Genomic DNA, 16,300 nt, shown 5'->3' with positions numbered 1-16,300 from the left:
AAATCAACATGCCGCTTGTGTGTAAATATCCTGACGCGGAAACCCGAAAGAGATTGATTTCAAAGAATGATAAATCTATATCAAAAAACTTTGATATGGCTATTGATTGAACAACTCAACGCCCTTACACTTCGCAACCATGACAAGTTTGAATGCACACGCTAACCAAATTTCCTCCGTGGACGTGCTGGCCCCGATCTTCAAAGCGAGCGGCGACCCTTTGCGTCTGGAGATTTTGCGTGTGCTGAGGCGCGATACCTTTGGTGTTCTGGAACTGAGCCAGCTGTTCGATATGCGCCAGTCCGGCATGAGCCACCACTTGAAGGTGATGCATAAGGCTGGCCTGGTGGAGCCGCAACGTGAAGGCAACGCGATTTTCTATCGCCGTCCGTTGCACCTGGATAGCGAAAAGCCAACCGACCTGACCATTCGCCAGATTTTTGAAGCGGTGGATCGCGCGCCTTTACCTGCGCAATTGCAGGAAAAGATTGAATCTATACGTACCCAACGGGCAGATCAGTCGCAGGCGTTTTTTTCCCGGCACTCAGAACAATTCCGGGAACAGCAGGAGCTGATCGCCGCGTTTGATCTGTATGCGGCACCCGTGGCCGACATGATTCGTAAGCGGACCCGCAAGCAGCAGTGGCAGACTGCGCTGGAAATTGGTCCGGGCGAAGGCGGCTTTCTGCCCGTACTGTCGGAATTGAGCGAACACGTTGTGGCGCTGGACAATAGTAAAGACATGCTCGCCAAGGCAACGCGCACCTGTATTGACGAGCGTCTTAATAACGTGGATCTGATAGAAGGCATAACCGACACATTGCTGGCCCGGGGAGATGCGTTCGATCTTGTTGTGGCCAATATGGTTCTGCACCACGTACCTAGCCCTGCAGACATTTTTCTGGATGCTGCGGCACTCATGAATAATGGCGGCTGCCTGGTTGTCAGTGACCTTTGCAGGCACGACCAGAACTGGGCAAAAGACAATTGCGGCGATCTCTGGCTTGGCTTTGAACCGGAGGAATTGACCGCCTGGGCGGTAGCAGCCGGCCTCAAAGCAGGCGAGCAGCTATTTATTGGATTGCGCAACGGCTTCCAGATCCAGGTCAGGGAATTCTGGAAAACCCAATTGCCACTGAGATGAACAACCCCTGATACGCCAACAGCTTCACAGGCATATCAAAAAACTTTGATATTGGTGTAGGTAGTACTACTTACACGCTAAACCACAAGATTTCGAAACGCTCACAAAGGAGCAAACCTATGTCTGACTACAGCATTTTCACCTCCGAATCGGTCTCCGAAGGCCACCCGGACAAACTGGCAGACCAGATCTCCGACGCCGTTCTGGATTCCATCCTGACGACTGATCCGCACGCCCGGGTAGCTTGCGAAACCATGGTGAAAACCGGTGTAGCTATCGTAGGTGGTGAAGTTACAACCAGCGCCTGGGTAGATCTGGAAGACCTGGTTCGCGGTGTGATCAAAGATATTGGTTACACCTCTTCCGATGTCGGCTTCGACGGCGACACCTGCGGCATTATCAACATCATCGGCAAACAGTCTGTGGACATCGCCCAGGGCGTTGACCGTCAGAAACCTGAAGACCAGGGCGCCGGCGACCAGGGCCTGATGTTCGGCTACGCCAGCAACGAAACCGAAGTGCTGATGCCCGCGCCGATCACTTTTGCCCACCGTCTGGTCGAGCGCCAGGCAGAAGCGCGTAAAAATGGTGTCTTGCCGTGGCTGCGCCCCGACGCTAAGAGCCAGGTAACCTGCCGTTACGAAAACGGCAAGGTAGTGGGCATCGACGCGGTCGTGCTCTCCACCCAGCACGATCCGGACGTTTCCCAGGCAGATCTGCAGGAAGCCATCATGGAGCTGGTGGTCAAAAACGTACTTCCGGCTGAGCTACTGCATAAAGGCACCCAGTTCCACATCAACCCTACCGGCAAGTTTGTGATCGGCGGCCCAGTGGGTGACTGCGGCCTGACCGGCCGCAAAATCATCGTAGACACCTACGGCGGCATGGCTCGCCATGGTGGCGGCGCTTTCTCCGGCAAAGACCCCTCAAAGGTTGACCGCTCGGCGGCCTACGCTGGTCGTTATGTTGCCAAAAACATCGTCGCAGCAGGTCTGGCTGACAAATGCGAGATTCAGGTTTCCTACGCCATCGGCGTGGCACAGCCAACCTCTATCTCTGTAAACACGTTTGGAACGGGCAAAATCGGCGACGACAAAATCATCGAACTGGTTCGACAGCACTTTGATCTGCGCCCTTACGCCATCACCAACATGCTTGATTTGCTGCACCCCATGTACCGGGCCACAGCAGCCTACGGCCACTTCGGGCGCCAACCAGAGGAAGTGACCATCGGTGGCAAAACTTTCACGACCTTCCCTTGGGAAAAAACCGATCGTGCAGCCGCTTTGAAAGACGCAGCTGGCATCTAAATCATTTTCGGGCGTATTGATGAACTCAAGCGTCTAAACAGAACTGACTGGAGAACACCTGAATGAGCAACTTCGAAGACTTTAAAGTCCGCGACATTTCCCTGGCAGACTGGGGCCGCAAAGAAATCAAAATTGCTGAAGGCGAAATGCCTGCTTTGATGGCGCTGCGTGAGAAGTACAAAACAGAGCAGCCGCTGAAAGGCGCCAATATCATGGGCTGCATCCACATGACCATCCAGACCGCTGTACTGATCGAAACACTGATCGAGCTGGGTGCAGACGTGCGCTGGTCATCCTGCAACATTTTCTCAACGCAGGACCAGGCGGCTGCAGCCATCGCGGCGCAAAATATCCCTGTGTTTGCCTGGAAGGGCGAGACCGATGAAGAGTACGACTGGTGCCTTGAGCGCACTGTCGGTGTTGACGTAGAAGGTTGGGAACCCAACATGATTCTGGATGACGGCGGCGACCTGACAGCCCTGCTCCATGAAAAGTATCCGGAAGTTCTGGCCAACTGCCACGGCGTGACCGAGGAAACCACCACCGGTGTACACCGCCTGCAGGAGATGCTGCGCGACGGTACACTGAAAGTCCCGGCTATCAACGTTAATGATGCCGTAACGAAAGCAAAGAACGACAACAAGTACGGTTGCCGTCATAGTCTTAACGATGCCATCAAACGCGGCACCGACCACCTGATGGCCGGCAAGAAAGCGCTGGTTGTCGGTTACGGCGACGTGGGCAAAGGCTCTGCTGCCTCACTGCGTCAGGAAGGCATGATTGTGAAAGTTACCGAAGCCGACCCCATCTGTGCCATGCAGGCCTGCATGGACGGCTTTGAAGTTGTTTCTCCCTACCTCAATGGTGTGAATACCGGCACCGAAGCAGGCGTAGATAAAGCTCTTCTGCAAACCACCGATCTGCTGGTGACCACCACCGGTAACATGAACGTGTGTGATGCGAACATGCTCAAGTCCCTGAAGTCTGGCGCGGTGGTTTGCAACATCGGCCACTTCGACAATGAGATCGACACTGCGTACATGCGCAAGAACTGGGAATGGGACGAAGTGAAGCCTCAGGTTCACGTGATCTACCGTGACAAGGCCACCAACGATCATCTGATCCTGCTCTCCGAAGGCCGTCTGGTAAATCTGGGCAACGCGACAGGTCACCCGTCACGAATCATGGACGGCTCATTCGCCAACCAGGTTCTGGCTCAGATGTACCTGTTTGAGCGCAAGTTCGCTGACCTGCCAGAAGAAGCACGCACCAAGGGTGTGTATGTTCAGGTCCTACCCAAGCAACTGGATGAAGAAGTTGCTCGAGCCATGGTGGAAGGTTTTGGTGGTGTGATCACCAAAATGACCCCGGAACAGGCAAAATACATCGGTGTACCGGTCGAAGGCCCGTACAAGCCAGAAAGCTACAAGTACTGATCAGGTAACAAGATGCAATCCCAGAAACAGTTCAAACGCCGTTTCAGCTTCGAGTTTTTCCCGCCCAAGACCGACCAGGGCAAGGAAAAACTCCAAGTGGTGCGTGATCAACTAGCCGGGGTGAATCCGGATTTTTTCTCAGTGACTTTCGGGGCGGGGGGCTCCACCCGGGAGCGCACCATTGAAACCGTCCTCAACCTGCACAAGCAGGGCATTTCCACAGCGCCACATCTCTCCTGCGTCGGTGGTACGCGGAGCGAGATTGCTGAGCTGCTGGATGTGTATAAAGAGAACGGCATCAACCGGATTGTCGCCCTTCGGGGTGACATGCCGTCCGGTATGGGTGCCTCCGGCGAAATGCGTTACGCCAACGAGTTGGTTGAGTTTATTCGTGAGCACAGCGGTGATCACTTTAATCTCGAAGTAGCAGCCTACCCGGAGTTCCATCCCCAGGCCCGTAACGCTGAAGAAGATCTGAAAAACTTCGCCCGCAAGGTAGAGGCTGGTGCCAACAGCGCCATTACCCAGTACTTCTTTAACCCGGACAGCTACTTCTACTTCATCGACAGGCTTGAACAGCTCGGGGTTACCATTCCGGTGGTACCCGGCATCATGCCCATCGTGAACTTTTCAAGCCTGGTGCGCTTCTCCGACATGTGCGGTGCAGAAATACCGCGCTGGATTCGTAAGCAGCTGGAAGCCTATGGCGATGATAAAGAGAGCATTCTCAAGTTCGGCGAAGAAGTCGTCACCAATATGTGTGAAAAGCTTCTGAAAGCCGGTGCACCGGGATTGCACTTTTACACTCTGAACCAGGCTGAACCCAGCATCAGCATATGGAAAAACCTTGGAATCAGTGAGCGCGAGAAAATCGCATTCTGATTACATGTCAGAGCGTTCGAAATATTACCGGGTTATGCCACGTGGCTATAACCCGGTTATCTAAACTCCCTTCATTCGCTACAGGGCACAACCCAAGCAGTTGATATTGGGTACGCTCCTGAGTAATAGTCTAAAGTGTACGTGACGCATTCACTAATGCTCCCCGGGAATCACAGTCATCAGCAGTGAACTCCCCGGCCTGCCTTATCGGGCAAACGGAGCCTCATAAGAAAGAAAAGGAGAAAGCATGAGCACGAAATGGCTGAAAACAATGGGTACTGGCCTGGCACTTACCGTAGCCGCCAGCGCCGTAAGCGCCGAAACCCTGCGAGTGGCTACCGACCCTAGCTTCGTCCCGTTCGAAATGCTGGACCAGGAAACCGGTGAGATGATCGGGTTCGATATGGAAATCATTGCCGAAGTCGCTGAGCGTGCCGGTTTCGATTACAACATCAACACCATGGACTTCAACGGTATTATCCCTGCACTTCAAACCGGCAACGTGGATATTGCCATTGCCGGTATCACCATTACCGACGAGCGTGAAAAAATCGTTGATTTTTCAGACCCCTACTACGATTCTGGCCTGCGCATTCTGGTTCGCCAGGACAACGACAATGTCACAGAAATATCCGATCTGGAAGGCCTGAAAATCGGCTCCAAAATCGGCAGTACCAGTTATGACTTCCTGAAGAAAAATCTGGATGAAAACGACGGTGTAACGCCTTATCCGGGCAGCTCGGATATGTACATGGCCCTGATGTCCCGTTCAGTTGACGCGGTATTCTACGATGCCCCGAACGTTGGCTACTTTGCCCGCACCAAGGGTGAAGGCAAAGTCAAAACCGTTGGCCAGCTATACGAAGGTCAGCAATATGGCATCGCGCTTAAAAACGGCAGTGAGTGGGTAGACGAGGTTAATGAAGCCCTCGCAGCCATGAAAGAAGACGGAACCTACAAAACCATCTACGAAAAGTGGTTTGGCCCAATGCCTGACGGCATGTAAAGGCCGAAAGGGCCATCAGGTCCTTTCCTTTTGTAGCGCCGGGGTTATTTGCCCCGGCGTCTTCTGCCCCTAACTCCTGCGGAGACGCACACTGTGGAATCCCAGTTCCAATTTGACTGGCAAGCAGCCATCGACTCGATTCCCTTTCTGATTAAAGGGATCCCCTATACCTTGATGATCTCATTTGGCGGCCTGCTTATCGGCTTTGCCCTGGGCATCATTTTCGGCCTGTTGAGCATCAATAAAAAGTGGTTTCTTAAGTGGCCCGCAACGGCTTATATAGAAATCTTCCGTGGCACACCGATTCTGGTTCAGGTTCTTTTTATATTTTATGGCCTGCCCGACTTGATCGGCGGCCCTATCGATCCTCTTACCGCGGGTGTCGCCGCCATCGCGCTGAACTCAGGCGCTTACATTTCTGAAGTGGTACGTGGTGGCGTTCAATCCATTGCCAAGGGTCAGACCGAAGCCGGGCTTTCCCTGGGTCTTTCCCGCACTCAGACATTCTGGTCAATCACCTGGCCGCAGGCCTTCCGGCGCATGATTCCGCCGCTTGGCAACCAGGCCATCGTCAGCATCAAGGACACCTCGCTGTTCTCGGTCATTGGCGTCGGCGAACTGGTTCGTCAGGGCCAGGTTTACATTGCCAGCACCTTCACTGCCTTCGAGGTGTATTTTGTGGTCGCGATTATGTATCTGGCCATTACCCTCTCACTGTCTCTGATTCTCCGCCTGGTTGAACGGCGTGGACTGGCCTCTGTCTGAAGGAACCTGACCCATGACTCAGATTGTAAAGATGAAGGGCATGAACAAGTACTTCGGCAAGGTACATGTCCTTAAAGATATAGATTTAACGGTAGAACAGGGCGAAGTCGTGGTGATTATCGGTGCCAGTGGCTCCGGCAAATCCACTCTGATCCGTTGTGTGAACGGGCTGGAAGAATTCGAATCCGGCCACCTGGAAGTCGACGGCCAGGCACTGGCACCGAAAGGCGGTAACCAGCAGGCGCTAGCGGAGATCCGCAAAGAAGTGGGCATGGTTTTCCAGCAGTTCAACCTGTTCCCTCATCTTACGGTGAAAAAGAACATCATGCTGGCGCCCCAGAAAGTTAAAAACACATCCCAAACAGTTGCGAATGCAACGGCTGAACGCCTTCTGGAACGAGTTGGGATTGGCAGCCAGGCCGACAAATACCCCGGCCATCTCTCGGGCGGTCAGCAACAACGGGTTGCTATCGCCCGCGCCCTGGCCATGGAACCGCGCCTGATGCTGTTCGACGAGCCCACCTCGGCACTGGACCCGGAAATGATTGGTGAAGTGTTGGATGTAATGCGGGAACTGGCCAAAGAAGGCATGACCATGATGGTGGTTACCCACGAAATGGGCTTCGCCCGTGAAGTGGCTGACCGCGTGATATACATTCACGAAGGCCAGATTGTGGAAGAAGGCAAGCCGGATGACGTGTTCGACAACCCTCAAAATGAGCGCACACAGGCGTTTCTATCGAGGGTGTTGGCGCACTGACCACTTGCGGACATTTTCATGCGCAAGGCTTCTAACAAGCCCCTGTGGACCTTTTGTCGTCCACAGGGGCTTTTTTAGGGCCTCCACTAAAGAAACAGATCACCAGCGCAAAGACTCCATACTCGGCTACTTCTTGAACACCTCCTCGCGTGATGATATATATGATGCTATATGTCATCAAAACTGAGGATAACACGCTCATGCGTACTACCGTGACCATCGATGAGGAACTCTACCAGCAGGCGTTGGACATGGCTGATCCCGACATGGATAAGGCTGAGCTGTTTCGGGAAGCTATCAAAACGTTTGTAAGAGTTCGCGCGGCCAAACGCCTTGCTGCTCTTGGTGGTGACACCCCCGACATGGAGTCCATTCCTCGCCGTCATGAAGTCGCGCCTACATCATGAGCGTACTGGTTGATACATCAGTATGGGTAGACCACTTCCGAAACCGCAATATAGTGCTCACCCACCTTTTGCTCTCCGACAGAGCTCTCACCCACCCCATGGTGATCGCCGAACTGGCCTGCGGCACACCACCCGCGCCACGAAAACAAACCTTGGGCGATATCGGCTTGCTTCAGCCCGCAACTCAGGCAAACCTTAGCGAAGTCAGAGAGCTAATTGAGCGGGAACAACTCTACGGTCTTGGCTGTGGCTTGATAGATATCGCGCTGCTGGCATCCACATTGATCACACCGGATGCCCGGCTATGGACCTTTGATAAACGCCTGGCGACGTTAGCGTCGCGATTTGATGTGGGCTATCAATACGAAATAGCTGAGTAGGCAACCAGGCATTGAGAAATAACCAAACTCCAGGCGCAGAATTCTTCGCCAGCTTTCAGGCAGGACCAAACGCAGAATCCGTCAACTAAAATCCAAAGAAAGACCAACCGAAAAGAACACGATACCAGAGAGAAAAAATACGATGTGCGGAAAAGTCGCCCACAACTTGAGGCTCAACGATAGTGGTTCGACTTCATCACCGTAACGTGCAGAGATTTTTGATCCGTATTTCGGGATTTTCCGAAACGCAAAAAAAGCAAACACATGAAGCGAGCGCATCCATCGCCCTATAGGCCCACCACCGAAAGACAGCCTCACAGAATCAATCAGTTTTCCTGCGGTACCAATTCGCCGTTCCACATCTGCAATTCTGGGAAATGCAACCGTCACTATAAATATCACGGAAAGCAGCCCGGTTGGCAGCGAGACCATCAATGCATATTCCCAAAAGGTAAGTGCGCTATTCTCCATCAGTAACGACCTTCCTCATCAAATTACCAGCATTTCCCCCGGCCGTTCCGCCTAACTGCCCCCCAACCGCCGAACCAATTCCACCCACGATAATAACGCAGGCGACACCTCCGATCCCGGCAGAAGCCACACCAAGCAAGCCGCAGCCCAGTGCTGCTGTGGAGCCTAACGCTCCACCAAGTGCACTCCCTGAAAAACGTCCATACTCCTGATATTTGGCTACTTCACATTGCTCCTGGCTGCCAAATGTACAAACCTGCTCAAGGCGCCGATCCATGGCCAAATAATCGAGCCCCAAAGCCACATAACCCACACCCTGAGCATATTTCGCAGCATTTGCGAGCGTCGCGTAATGCGTGCCATAACCCGGAATCCCGCCAACTCCCGAAGCTTTCCACTCATGCACAATGCTCTTGGAAGACAAGCCCAATGCCCGCTTGAGTTTCGCGTTGTCGTCTAAAGACATCCCTTTTCTGGCGACTTTACCGAGCGCAAAGTCCAGCTTCGTAAACAGTCGCTGGCGGCGCTCAAAAAACTCCGAATGGCTAAGTGTTCCATGTTTTCGGAAGGTATCCTGGTGCAGAACTTCCAGCTCCTTCAATGTGGCATTGATGCTCTTGATTTGCTGGCCAATCATTGTGGCACCTACACCAAGTCCAGTTGCGGTGCTTGAGGTCATCATTTCCAATAAATTGTAGTGATCTACAATGAACTGGGCTTCCGGCTCACTGAGTTGTCGAACTTCCTGATTCACCTGCTCAGCCACCTGCATCAGGTCGTTTTCCTCAACCGTGCATTCAAGGCTGTTCGGGTCAGCGATCACGATCATTTCACCAGGCAACACCCGGCTACCCAGGCCCGGATTGAGGCGTTCGAAATTATCTGGTTTGGCTGATGCATCACCATAGAGCAACGTAAGAAGTCCGAGCTTGCTCATGGGCTGACGCACGATGTGAAATCCCGGTTCGCTCAACAGCTGATCCGGCTTCTGGGCGAGGTTGCCTGAAATACCCTCGACAGGGGGCACGCTTTGGACAGAGACTGGTGATTGCTGCGGAGACGCATGCGGGCTAGCCGCTTTAGCCGGGGCTATTCTATTCTGTAATGCCGAAGCCTGAGCGGCTGCAAAAGTACCTCCCTCGGATAATGTTGTCGGTGACACCCCCGAGAATGTGGCGGGTGTATGAGTATCACCAATCACCACCGACCCTGAACCAATCGTTACACCCCCACAGGAAATCGCACTACCCGTTACGGCTGCGGGTATGCCATTGATCATCACGGTGCCAGAACCGTCAGCAATCACGCGCGGGTGCGAAGAGTGCTTAGGCTTGGAGTGAGGCGCCAGTGGATCACCAACCCGGGCTACGGGTTTGCCATCAATCAGAACATCGGGGGAACCGGCAATAACCGGCGTAGGCGGGAAACCTTCGTGATCGGAGCCCATGTCTCCGAGAAGCACAGCTGCTTTACTCATGCCGCATCCTTTGCGTTATTTTCTTCCTTGAAACCAGACCGCACATCTTCGAGCCAGCCAGGCTCTGTCGGTATGAACGAGCATCTTATACCGAAGGCGCGCAGAGGCCAAACCAGGCAAAACCTCGGTGGTCTGGCTGTGCTCGGCATCACAGTGGCCAGGCACCGCTGTTAACTGTATTATCGCCAAAGGTTAACAGCCAGACTTTTTCATTGTAGAACCACCGTCTTATCGGAGCTCCCATATGCGCAATGCCGACCTTGTCGCCCGCGGCCTGAAATCCGTGTGGCACCCTTGTACGCAGATGAAAGACCACGAAACTCTACCTCTGGTCCCGATCAAACGGGGCGAAGGCGTCTGGCTGGAGGATTTTGAAAACAACCGGTTTATCGACGCGGTCAGCTCCTGGTGGGTAAACCTGTTCGGCCACGCCAACCCCAGAATCAACGCTGCGATCCAGAAGCAGATCGGTGAGTTAGAGCATGTCATTCTGGCCGGTTTTACCCATGAACCCGTCGTCAATCTATCCGAACGGCTCATCGAAGTTACGCCTGAAGGACTCAATAAATGCTTTTACGCTGACAATGGCTCATCAGCCATCGAAGCTGCGCTCAAGATGAGCTTCCACTACTGGAAGAACCTGGGAAAGCCCGGCAAAAAGAACTTCGTAAACCTTAGCAACAGTTACCACGGCGAAACCCTCGGTGCCCTGGCACTGGGGGATGTTGCTTTGTACAAGGACACTTACCAGCCATTGCTGATGGAAGTGCTAACCGCCCCCTCGCCAGACGCTTACAACAAGGAAGAAGGCGAAACCGACGAAGCCTATGCCCTGCGCCAGTTTGAGGTTATGGAAACGCTACTGGCAGAGAAGCATGAGGAAATCTGTGCCGTTGTGGTGGAACCGCTGATCCAGTGCGCCGGTGGCATGCGCATGCACCACCCGATTTACCACACCAAACTACGCGAAGCCTGTGACCGCTATAACATTCATCTGATCGCAGACGAAATCGCCGTCGGCTTTGGGCGCACCGGTACTCTGTTCGCCTGCGAGCAGTCAGGTATCACCCCGGATTTCATGTGCCTTTCAAAAGGGCTGACCGCCGGCTACCTGCCGCTATCCGTAGTGTTGACCACCGATACCGTCTACAACGCTTTCTATGATGATTACGAAACCCTGAAGGCCTTTCTGCACAGCCACAGCTATACCGGAAACCCCATCGGTTGTGCAGTAGCACTGGCAACACTCGATATTTTCCGCGACGATAATGTAATTGAGAATAACCGCCGGCTTTCAGCCTGTATGGCTGACTCCGTCGCCCATCTTGCCGATCACCCCAACGTCGGGGATATCCGCCAGCACGGGATGACGCTCGCAGTGGAAATGGTGAAGGACAAAGCCTCGAAAACGCCTTTTCCCTGGCAGGAGCGTCGGGGTGTTCGCGTTTATCAGCACTCTCTCACGCGTGAGGCCTTGCTTCGACCCCTGGGTAATGTGGTTTACTTCATGCCGCCTTACGTCATCACCGAAGACCAGATCCGCCACCTGGCCCAGGTCGCGACCGAAGGCATCAACATAGCCGTTCGGGACTGACCAAGGTAAACACGCATGCGTATCCCAAGAATTTATACCGATTCGCCACTAAGCGAAGGCCACCAATCGGATCTGGACGAAAACGCCACCCAACATGTTGGCCGGGTATTGCGCATGCAGCCAGGCCAGGAGCTGAGACTGTTTAACGGCGATGGCCAGGACTACCCTGCCACTATTACTGAAGCGGGCAAGAAGCGTGTGGAAGTACTCGTGGGAGCGCCCGAGACAAACCACACAGAATCGCCGCTGCAGATCACTCTTGGCCAGGCCCTTTCCAAAGGCGACCGAATGGATTATGCCGTGCAGAAAGCGGTGGAAATGGGCGTCACCCGCATAGTGCCGCTCACCACCGAGCGCTGCGAGGTAAAACTCAAAGGCGACCGTGAAGACAAGCGACTGCGTCACTGGCAATCCATTGCTGTAAGCGCCGCGGAACAATGTGGTCGCGCCCGGGTGCCCGAAGTCCTGCCAGTTATGACGGTGGCACAGTGGCTAGAGCACAGCCACAACTGCGATCTGCGCCTGGTGTTACACCACCGCACTGAACAGTCACTGGAATCCATGGCCAAACCCGACAGCATAGCCCTGATGATCGGACCGGAGGGCGGCTTGACTGCCGATGAAATTGCACACGCAGAGAAAGACGGATTCATGCCTGTGGCACTTGGCCCCCGTGTTCTCAGGACAGAAACCGCACCGGTCGCAGCCATGGCCCTTTGCCACTGGTTATGGGGTGACATTGGGCACTAGCGCCGCTTTTAAGGGGCTGGCGAGTCATTGACAGGCACAGGCCTTCCACACATGCTCCATCCCACAGACATAATCAAAAAGTGAGCACGAGCCCGGATGACAAGCCTGTTTAGTAACCCAGAATTCTGGCAATACCTCAGCATCCCCATTATTGCGGCACTCATTGGCTGGACCACCAACTGGCTCGCCATCAAGATGACTTTCTTCCCACTGGAGTTCGTTGGCAAACCGCCCCTGTTGGGCTGGCAGGGCATCATTCCATCAAAAGCCCGAAAAATGGCTGCTATCAGTGTCGACGCTACAATTTCCAAAATCGGCACCGTGCGGGAAATTTTCCAGCAGATTGACCCCAGAGTACTCGCCACCCACATTGTCCACTCCGTTGAGCCTCGCATTGAAGAATACGTGGACGAACTGATGCTTAGAGAGCACCCCACATTCTGGGAAAACCTTCCCGCTTCAGCGCGAAAAATGGTCTACGACCGGGTGCGTAAATCTACACCTCAGCTTGTAGACAACCTGGTGGACGACATATCTGACAACGTCGAAGATCTGCTTGATATCAAAGGCATGGTGATTGAGAGGCTGGCTGCAGACAAACAGTTGCTGAACCGCATCTTTCTGGAATGCGGCGAGGTCGAATTCCGCTTCATTGTAAACTCCGGCCTTTACTTCGGTTTCCTGTTCGGCCTGATTCAGATGGCCGTCTGGTACTTTTATCAGAACTGGTGGGTGTTGCCCGTTTTCGGGTTATTAGTGGGCTGGGCAACCAACTGGATTGCACTGAATGTTATCTTCCGGCCTTTGCGTGCCAGGAAGATCGGACCATTCCGCATTCAGGGCCTGTTCCTCAAACGGCAACCCGAGGTCGCGGAATCCTTCTGCCACATAGTGACCCACGAAATCCTTACCGTCGGGAATATTATCAACGCTATTCTGGAAGGCCCCAAGGGTGACCGCGCCAGCAATATGGTAAAAAAGCACATCAAACCTCTGGTCGACGAAACGGCTGGCATGGGCAAGGCACTGACACAGATGGCGTTTGGCCCTACAGGTTTTGCCACCCTCAAAAACCAGGTGGGCGAAAAAGCCATCGAGATATCTAAAACATCCTTTAATAATCCGGTGTTCGAAACCGACCGCGCACGCGCCGTTGAGTCTATTATGGTCGAGCGAATGGTTGCCCTGTCATCGGTAGAGTTTCAGGATCTGCTGCGCCCCTGTTTTCAGGAAGATGAGATCAAGTTGATTCTGGTAGGTGCCACGCTCGGCTGTGCGGCAGGTATATGCCAGCTTGTTTTCGTATTTGGTGGCGCACTGGTATAACCGCCCTACTGGCCTTAACGGGTTTGGCCTGTGCAAGCCTGCGGTGTACCTCTATACTGCGGAATATGAGTGCGTACTCTTTCACGACTGATTGATCCGGAGGGTGTGGATGCCAGGCTTCTTTTCCTGGATTGCAGGCTTTTTCAAGACAGCAGAACCGCCACCTTCTCCGATGGCTGAGGCCAGGCTGTTTAATCCTGCGAAAACCACAGAACAAGGTGAAGTACCGGAGAACACCCAGGACCTTACCCTGCAACTTGAAGAAAACCTGTTCTGCTGGCTTCTGGACACGGGGCCTTCAAACCTGCACTCAGAATCAAGCTCATGGGACGCAGTGCTTCAGGAGCTTCAATCCCGCCTTACAAATAACACGATGGAAGAGGTTCCGAGACGGCCCATGACGCTGCCCATGCTCATGAAAGCCCTCTCGGATGAGGGTTCTGACCGTCATAAGCTGACGCAGATTATTCTTGGTGACCCCGCTCTGACGGACCAGATTCTGCAAGTTGCGAACAGCCCGTATTTCCGCACCGGGGAGCACACCATCGAGTCTGTTGACCAGGCTGTCTTTGTACTCGGAATGAACGGCATCCGAAATGTGATCTCTGCTGCGGTTATGCGCCCTATGATGGCCGCCCGTAACAGCCGGGAAGCGCTGTTCGCCCAGAGGGCCTGGGCCTGGGGCCTTACATGCGCACGCGCTGCCGAGTTTATCGCCGATATCCGCAACGAAGACACAGGTGCACTTTTTACGGCCGGCTTGTTGCCGGCGCTTTCCTATATAACGATTCGCCGGGAGCTTCAGCGCATTTGCAAGGCTCAACGTGGCAGCGATGAACCCGATACTGCATTGATACGCAACGCAATTTCACGCTATCAGTGGGTGGCTTGCCAGCTAATTGCAAGCGAATGGAACCTGCCGCCCAAGTACCACGCTTACCTGATGGCAGCAGAGCGCCCTGCCCCGGATCAGGAAGAAACGACATTGATCGACGGCATGGTAATAGGCAGTCGCGAAGTCCTGCGCCACGCCCACCAACGAAATCTGCCCGAAGAAGATCTCAACAAGATTGTACACCTTACCCCGGAGCAGACCGGTCGCGTGCGTACAGCGCTGAAAGCTTTGCTCAACCAGGGGGCTAGGGGCTGATCTCAGGCCGGGCGCCGTTTTTCAGCAGAGCCGCGAATGTCATGGATTCATTCTTGCGCTCGCCCTTGAGCAACTCGACAGGAAATACGGGCGGCAACCGATCAACGACCCGATCCTCATCGTGGCGCACCACCTGAAGCACATCACCCACCGTAATCAGATCCAGAGCCCGCCCGGGTACAAGCTGATCTCCCTGCTTGCCCGCCAATGAAAGCAACCCCGCACGAATCAACTTGTCACTGACTCCGCGCGTCACTTCACCCGGCACCCTCAAGGTTTGTTCCAGAGCTTCCTGCTGCGGTGCTTTGTGGCCCTCATTGAATGGACGCGCCACCAGCCACATCATGGCTAAAGCCACTTTCTCCTGGAGCTCCGGTGCCAATTGCACATGGGTATGCTTGGCAACAGCACCGGGGTTTTGCAGGTAAAACGCCAGGCTCGCACCCAGAAGCAGAATCATCCAGTTCAGGTAAATCCAGATCAGCATGATAATACCGATCGCAAAGCTGGAATAAATGGCGGCGTACTTTGCTGAACCGGCCACAAAGGAGGCAAACAACATTCCACCGGCTTGCCAGGAAACCCCGGCAACCAGACCACCAATAAAGGCATACCTCAGCTTCACCCGGGTGTTGGGCATGAACACATAAACAAACGTAAAGGCGCCTACCACCAAAAAGAACGGCGTAAAACGACTGACCACGAGGATAACCGAGCCAAACGGCTCAATGGCAATCAGCGCCTGTACAATGGATGAAGAGAAGATAGTTGCGCTGACACCAATGGCCGAGACCATCAGTAGCGGCCCAACCATGATAACGCTGAGGTAATTGCTGAATCTCTGGGCGACCGACCGCATCTCCGGCACTCGCCAGATCATGTTGAATGACCGCTCGATTTTCTGCACCAGCGAAACCACAGTATAAACCAGCAACGCAAGGCCTACAGAGCCCAGGACACCCACCTTCATATTGTCCACAAAGCCAAGTACGCGCTCGGCCATTTCAATACCCTCAGGCCCCATGGGCTGAAAAAACTGGAACAGGAACGGCTCCATGCGCTGGTGGACACCCAACGCTTTCAGCACCGAAAAACTCAGAGCCAGCAGAGGGACAATACTGAGCAGCGTGGTGTAGACCAGACTCATGGCATGGAGGGTCAGCTGCCCACTGATAACATCTCGCATCAGCGCGTAAGCAGAGCGCCCTACTTTATAGAGCCAGGTCCAGGGCCACCTTTGCGGCGGGTTCGGGTTTGCAAGAATCCAGCTTTCTGCAGCCTGGAGTCGCTCTTTGAATTGGAAGGAAGCCACTTTAGATCCTGTTAGTCCAGATTTGTTCAGATTATCAGTCAGATATCTGCTTTCCATCCAGTATGACGGATTAACAGCTTTTTGCGAGGCGCTCGTTCAATATAACCATATCGACATTAGTTACTTCCAC

16 protein-coding genes are annotated in these 16,300 nt (G+C 53.8%); 13 read left to right on the top strand and 3 right to left on the bottom strand.

Annotation, left to right across the window (positions count from 1 at the left end):
- Nucleotides 1-139 precede the first annotated feature (139 nt).
- The 9 genes from Q4606_RS03695 (at nt 140) to Q4606_RS03655 (ending at nt 8,090) form a co-directional block, all read left to right on the top strand.
- Nucleotides 140-1,144 carry a metalloregulator ArsR/SmtB family transcription factor gene (locus Q4606_RS03695; RefSeq protein ID WP_303596538.1) on the top strand — a complete coding sequence of 335 codons (1,005 nt, stop codon included), beginning with the start codon at nt 140-142 and terminating at the stop codon, nt 1,142-1,144.
- A 119-nt stretch (nt 1,145-1,263) separates the two neighbouring features.
- Nucleotides 1,264-2,454, top strand: a complete 1,191-nt coding sequence (gene metK, locus Q4606_RS03690) for a methionine adenosyltransferase (protein ID WP_303596539.1) — start codon at nt 1,264-1,266, stop codon at nt 2,452-2,454.
- Between the two features lie 62 nt (nt 2,455-2,516).
- On the top strand, nt 2,517-3,890 hold the full coding sequence (gene ahcY, locus Q4606_RS03685) for an adenosylhomocysteinase (protein WP_303596540.1): 1,374 nt from the start codon (nt 2,517-2,519) through the stop codon (nt 3,888-3,890).
- Nucleotides 3,891-3,902: 12 nt separating this feature from the next.
- Nucleotides 3,903-4,772, top strand: a complete 870-nt coding sequence (metF, locus tag Q4606_RS03680; protein WP_303596541.1) for a methylenetetrahydrofolate reductase [NAD(P)H] — start codon at nt 3,903-3,905, stop codon at nt 4,770-4,772.
- Nucleotides 4,773-5,019: 247 nt separating this feature from the next.
- Nucleotides 5,020-5,778 carry a transporter substrate-binding domain-containing protein gene (locus tag Q4606_RS03675; protein WP_303596542.1) on the top strand — a complete coding sequence of 253 codons (759 nt, stop codon included), beginning with the start codon at nt 5,020-5,022 and terminating at the stop codon, nt 5,776-5,778.
- Nucleotides 5,779-5,871: 93 nt separating this feature from the next.
- Entirely contained in the window at nt 5,872-6,543 is a 672-nt protein-coding gene (locus Q4606_RS03670; RefSeq protein ID WP_303596543.1) for an amino acid ABC transporter permease, read from the top strand.
- A gap of 13 nt (nt 6,544-6,556) precedes the next feature.
- Nucleotides 6,557-7,303, top strand: coding sequence for an amino acid ABC transporter ATP-binding protein (locus Q4606_RS03665; RefSeq protein WP_303596544.1), 747 nt, complete (start codon nt 6,557-6,559; stop codon nt 7,301-7,303).
- 200 nt (nt 7,304-7,503) lie between these two features.
- Nucleotides 7,504-7,710, top strand: a complete 207-nt coding sequence (locus Q4606_RS03660; RefSeq protein WP_303606686.1) for a type II toxin-antitoxin system VapB family antitoxin — start codon at nt 7,504-7,506, stop codon at nt 7,708-7,710.
- A complete protein-coding gene (locus Q4606_RS03655) occupies nt 7,707-8,090 on the top strand; it encodes a type II toxin-antitoxin system VapC family toxin (RefSeq protein WP_303596546.1) in 384 nt (127 codons plus the stop codon). The genes Q4606_RS03660 and Q4606_RS03655 overlap by 4 nt, the downstream gene beginning before the upstream one ends.
- A gap of 81 nt (nt 8,091-8,171) precedes the next feature.
- Here Q4606_RS03655 and Q4606_RS03650 read toward each other — a convergent pair whose 3' ends face one another.
- Entirely contained in the window at nt 8,172-8,561 is a 390-nt protein-coding gene (locus Q4606_RS03650; RefSeq protein ID WP_303606685.1) for a hypothetical protein, read from the bottom strand.
- Nucleotides 8,551-10,038 (bottom strand): type VI secretion system PAAR protein, encoded by a 1,488-nt coding sequence (locus tag Q4606_RS03645; RefSeq protein ID WP_303606684.1) that lies wholly within the window; start codon nt 10,036-10,038, stop codon nt 8,551-8,553. The genes Q4606_RS03650 and Q4606_RS03645 overlap by 11 nt, the downstream gene beginning before the upstream one ends.
- Before the next feature lie 244 nt (nt 10,039-10,282).
- On the opposite strand from Q4606_RS03645, the gene Q4606_RS03640 reads away from it, so the two are divergent.
- From Q4606_RS03640 to Q4606_RS03625, 4 genes are all read left to right on the top strand, one after another.
- Nucleotides 10,283-11,632, top strand: a complete 1,350-nt coding sequence (locus Q4606_RS03640) for an adenosylmethionine--8-amino-7-oxononanoate transaminase (protein WP_303606683.1) — start codon at nt 10,283-10,285, stop codon at nt 11,630-11,632.
- A 15-nt stretch (nt 11,633-11,647) separates the two neighbouring features.
- Nucleotides 11,648-12,382 carry a 16S rRNA (uracil(1498)-N(3))-methyltransferase gene (locus Q4606_RS03635; protein WP_303596550.1) on the top strand — a complete coding sequence of 245 codons (735 nt, stop codon included), beginning with the start codon at nt 11,648-11,650 and terminating at the stop codon, nt 12,380-12,382.
- 96 nt (nt 12,383-12,478) lie between these two features.
- Nucleotides 12,479-13,708 (top strand): DUF445 domain-containing protein, encoded by a 1,230-nt coding sequence (locus tag Q4606_RS03630; RefSeq protein ID WP_303606682.1) that lies wholly within the window; start codon nt 12,479-12,481, stop codon nt 13,706-13,708.
- Nucleotides 13,709-13,817: 109 nt separating this feature from the next.
- Nucleotides 13,818-14,858, top strand: a complete 1,041-nt coding sequence (locus Q4606_RS03625; protein WP_303596552.1) for an HDOD domain-containing protein — start codon at nt 13,818-13,820, stop codon at nt 14,856-14,858.
- Here Q4606_RS03625 and Q4606_RS03620 read toward each other — a convergent pair.
- Nucleotides 14,848-16,170, bottom strand: a complete 1,323-nt coding sequence (locus Q4606_RS03620) for a YihY/virulence factor BrkB family protein (protein ID WP_303606681.1) — start codon at nt 16,168-16,170, stop codon at nt 14,848-14,850. The genes Q4606_RS03625 and Q4606_RS03620 overlap by 11 nt on opposite strands.
- Nucleotides 16,171-16,300: the final 130 nt, after the last annotated feature.

Origin of the sequence: Marinobacter sp. 1_MG-2023 (assembly GCF_030549045.1) — a bacterium.
Lineage (GTDB): Bacteria > Pseudomonadota > Gammaproteobacteria > Pseudomonadales > Oleiphilaceae > Marinobacter.
This window is presented reverse-complemented; position numbering and strand designations above follow the sequence as displayed.

What these genes read in the sequence shown, in the direction of transcription:
- Q4606_RS03630 (WP_303606682.1), top strand. Translation starts at nt 12,479, where the DNA reads ATGACAAGCCTGTTTAGTAACCCAGAATTCTGGCAATACCTCAGCATC.
- Q4606_RS03625 (WP_303596552.1), top strand. Translation starts at nt 13,818, where the DNA reads ATGCCAGGCTTCTTTTCCTGGATTGCAGGCTTTTTCAAGACAGCAGAA.
- Q4606_RS03645 (WP_303606684.1), bottom strand. Translation starts at nt 10,038, where the DNA reads ATGAGTAAAGCAGCTGTGCTTCTCGGAGACATGGGCTCCGATCACGAA.
- Q4606_RS03635 (WP_303596550.1), top strand. Translation starts at nt 11,648, where the DNA reads ATGCGTATCCCAAGAATTTATACCGATTCGCCACTAAGCGAAGGCCAC.
- Q4606_RS03660 (WP_303606686.1), top strand. Translation starts at nt 7,504, where the DNA reads ATGCGTACTACCGTGACCATCGATGAGGAACTCTACCAGCAGGCGTTG.
- Q4606_RS03675 (WP_303596542.1), top strand. Translation starts at nt 5,020, where the DNA reads ATGAGCACGAAATGGCTGAAAACAATGGGTACTGGCCTGGCACTTACC.
- Q4606_RS03695 (WP_303596538.1), top strand. Translation starts at nt 140, where the DNA reads ATGACAAGTTTGAATGCACACGCTAACCAAATTTCCTCCGTGGACGTG.
- metK (WP_303596539.1), top strand. Translation starts at nt 1,264, where the DNA reads ATGTCTGACTACAGCATTTTCACCTCCGAATCGGTCTCCGAAGGCCAC.
- ahcY (WP_303596540.1), top strand. Translation starts at nt 2,517, where the DNA reads ATGAGCAACTTCGAAGACTTTAAAGTCCGCGACATTTCCCTGGCAGAC.
- Q4606_RS03665 (WP_303596544.1), top strand. Translation starts at nt 6,557, where the DNA reads ATGACTCAGATTGTAAAGATGAAGGGCATGAACAAGTACTTCGGCAAG.
- Q4606_RS03655 (WP_303596546.1), top strand. Translation starts at nt 7,707, where the DNA reads ATGAGCGTACTGGTTGATACATCAGTATGGGTAGACCACTTCCGAAAC.
- metF (WP_303596541.1), top strand. Translation starts at nt 3,903, where the DNA reads ATGCAATCCCAGAAACAGTTCAAACGCCGTTTCAGCTTCGAGTTTTTC.
- Q4606_RS03640 (WP_303606683.1), top strand. Translation starts at nt 10,283, where the DNA reads ATGCGCAATGCCGACCTTGTCGCCCGCGGCCTGAAATCCGTGTGGCAC.
- Q4606_RS03650 (WP_303606685.1), bottom strand. Translation starts at nt 8,561, where the DNA reads ATGGAGAATAGCGCACTTACCTTTTGGGAATATGCATTGATGGTCTCG.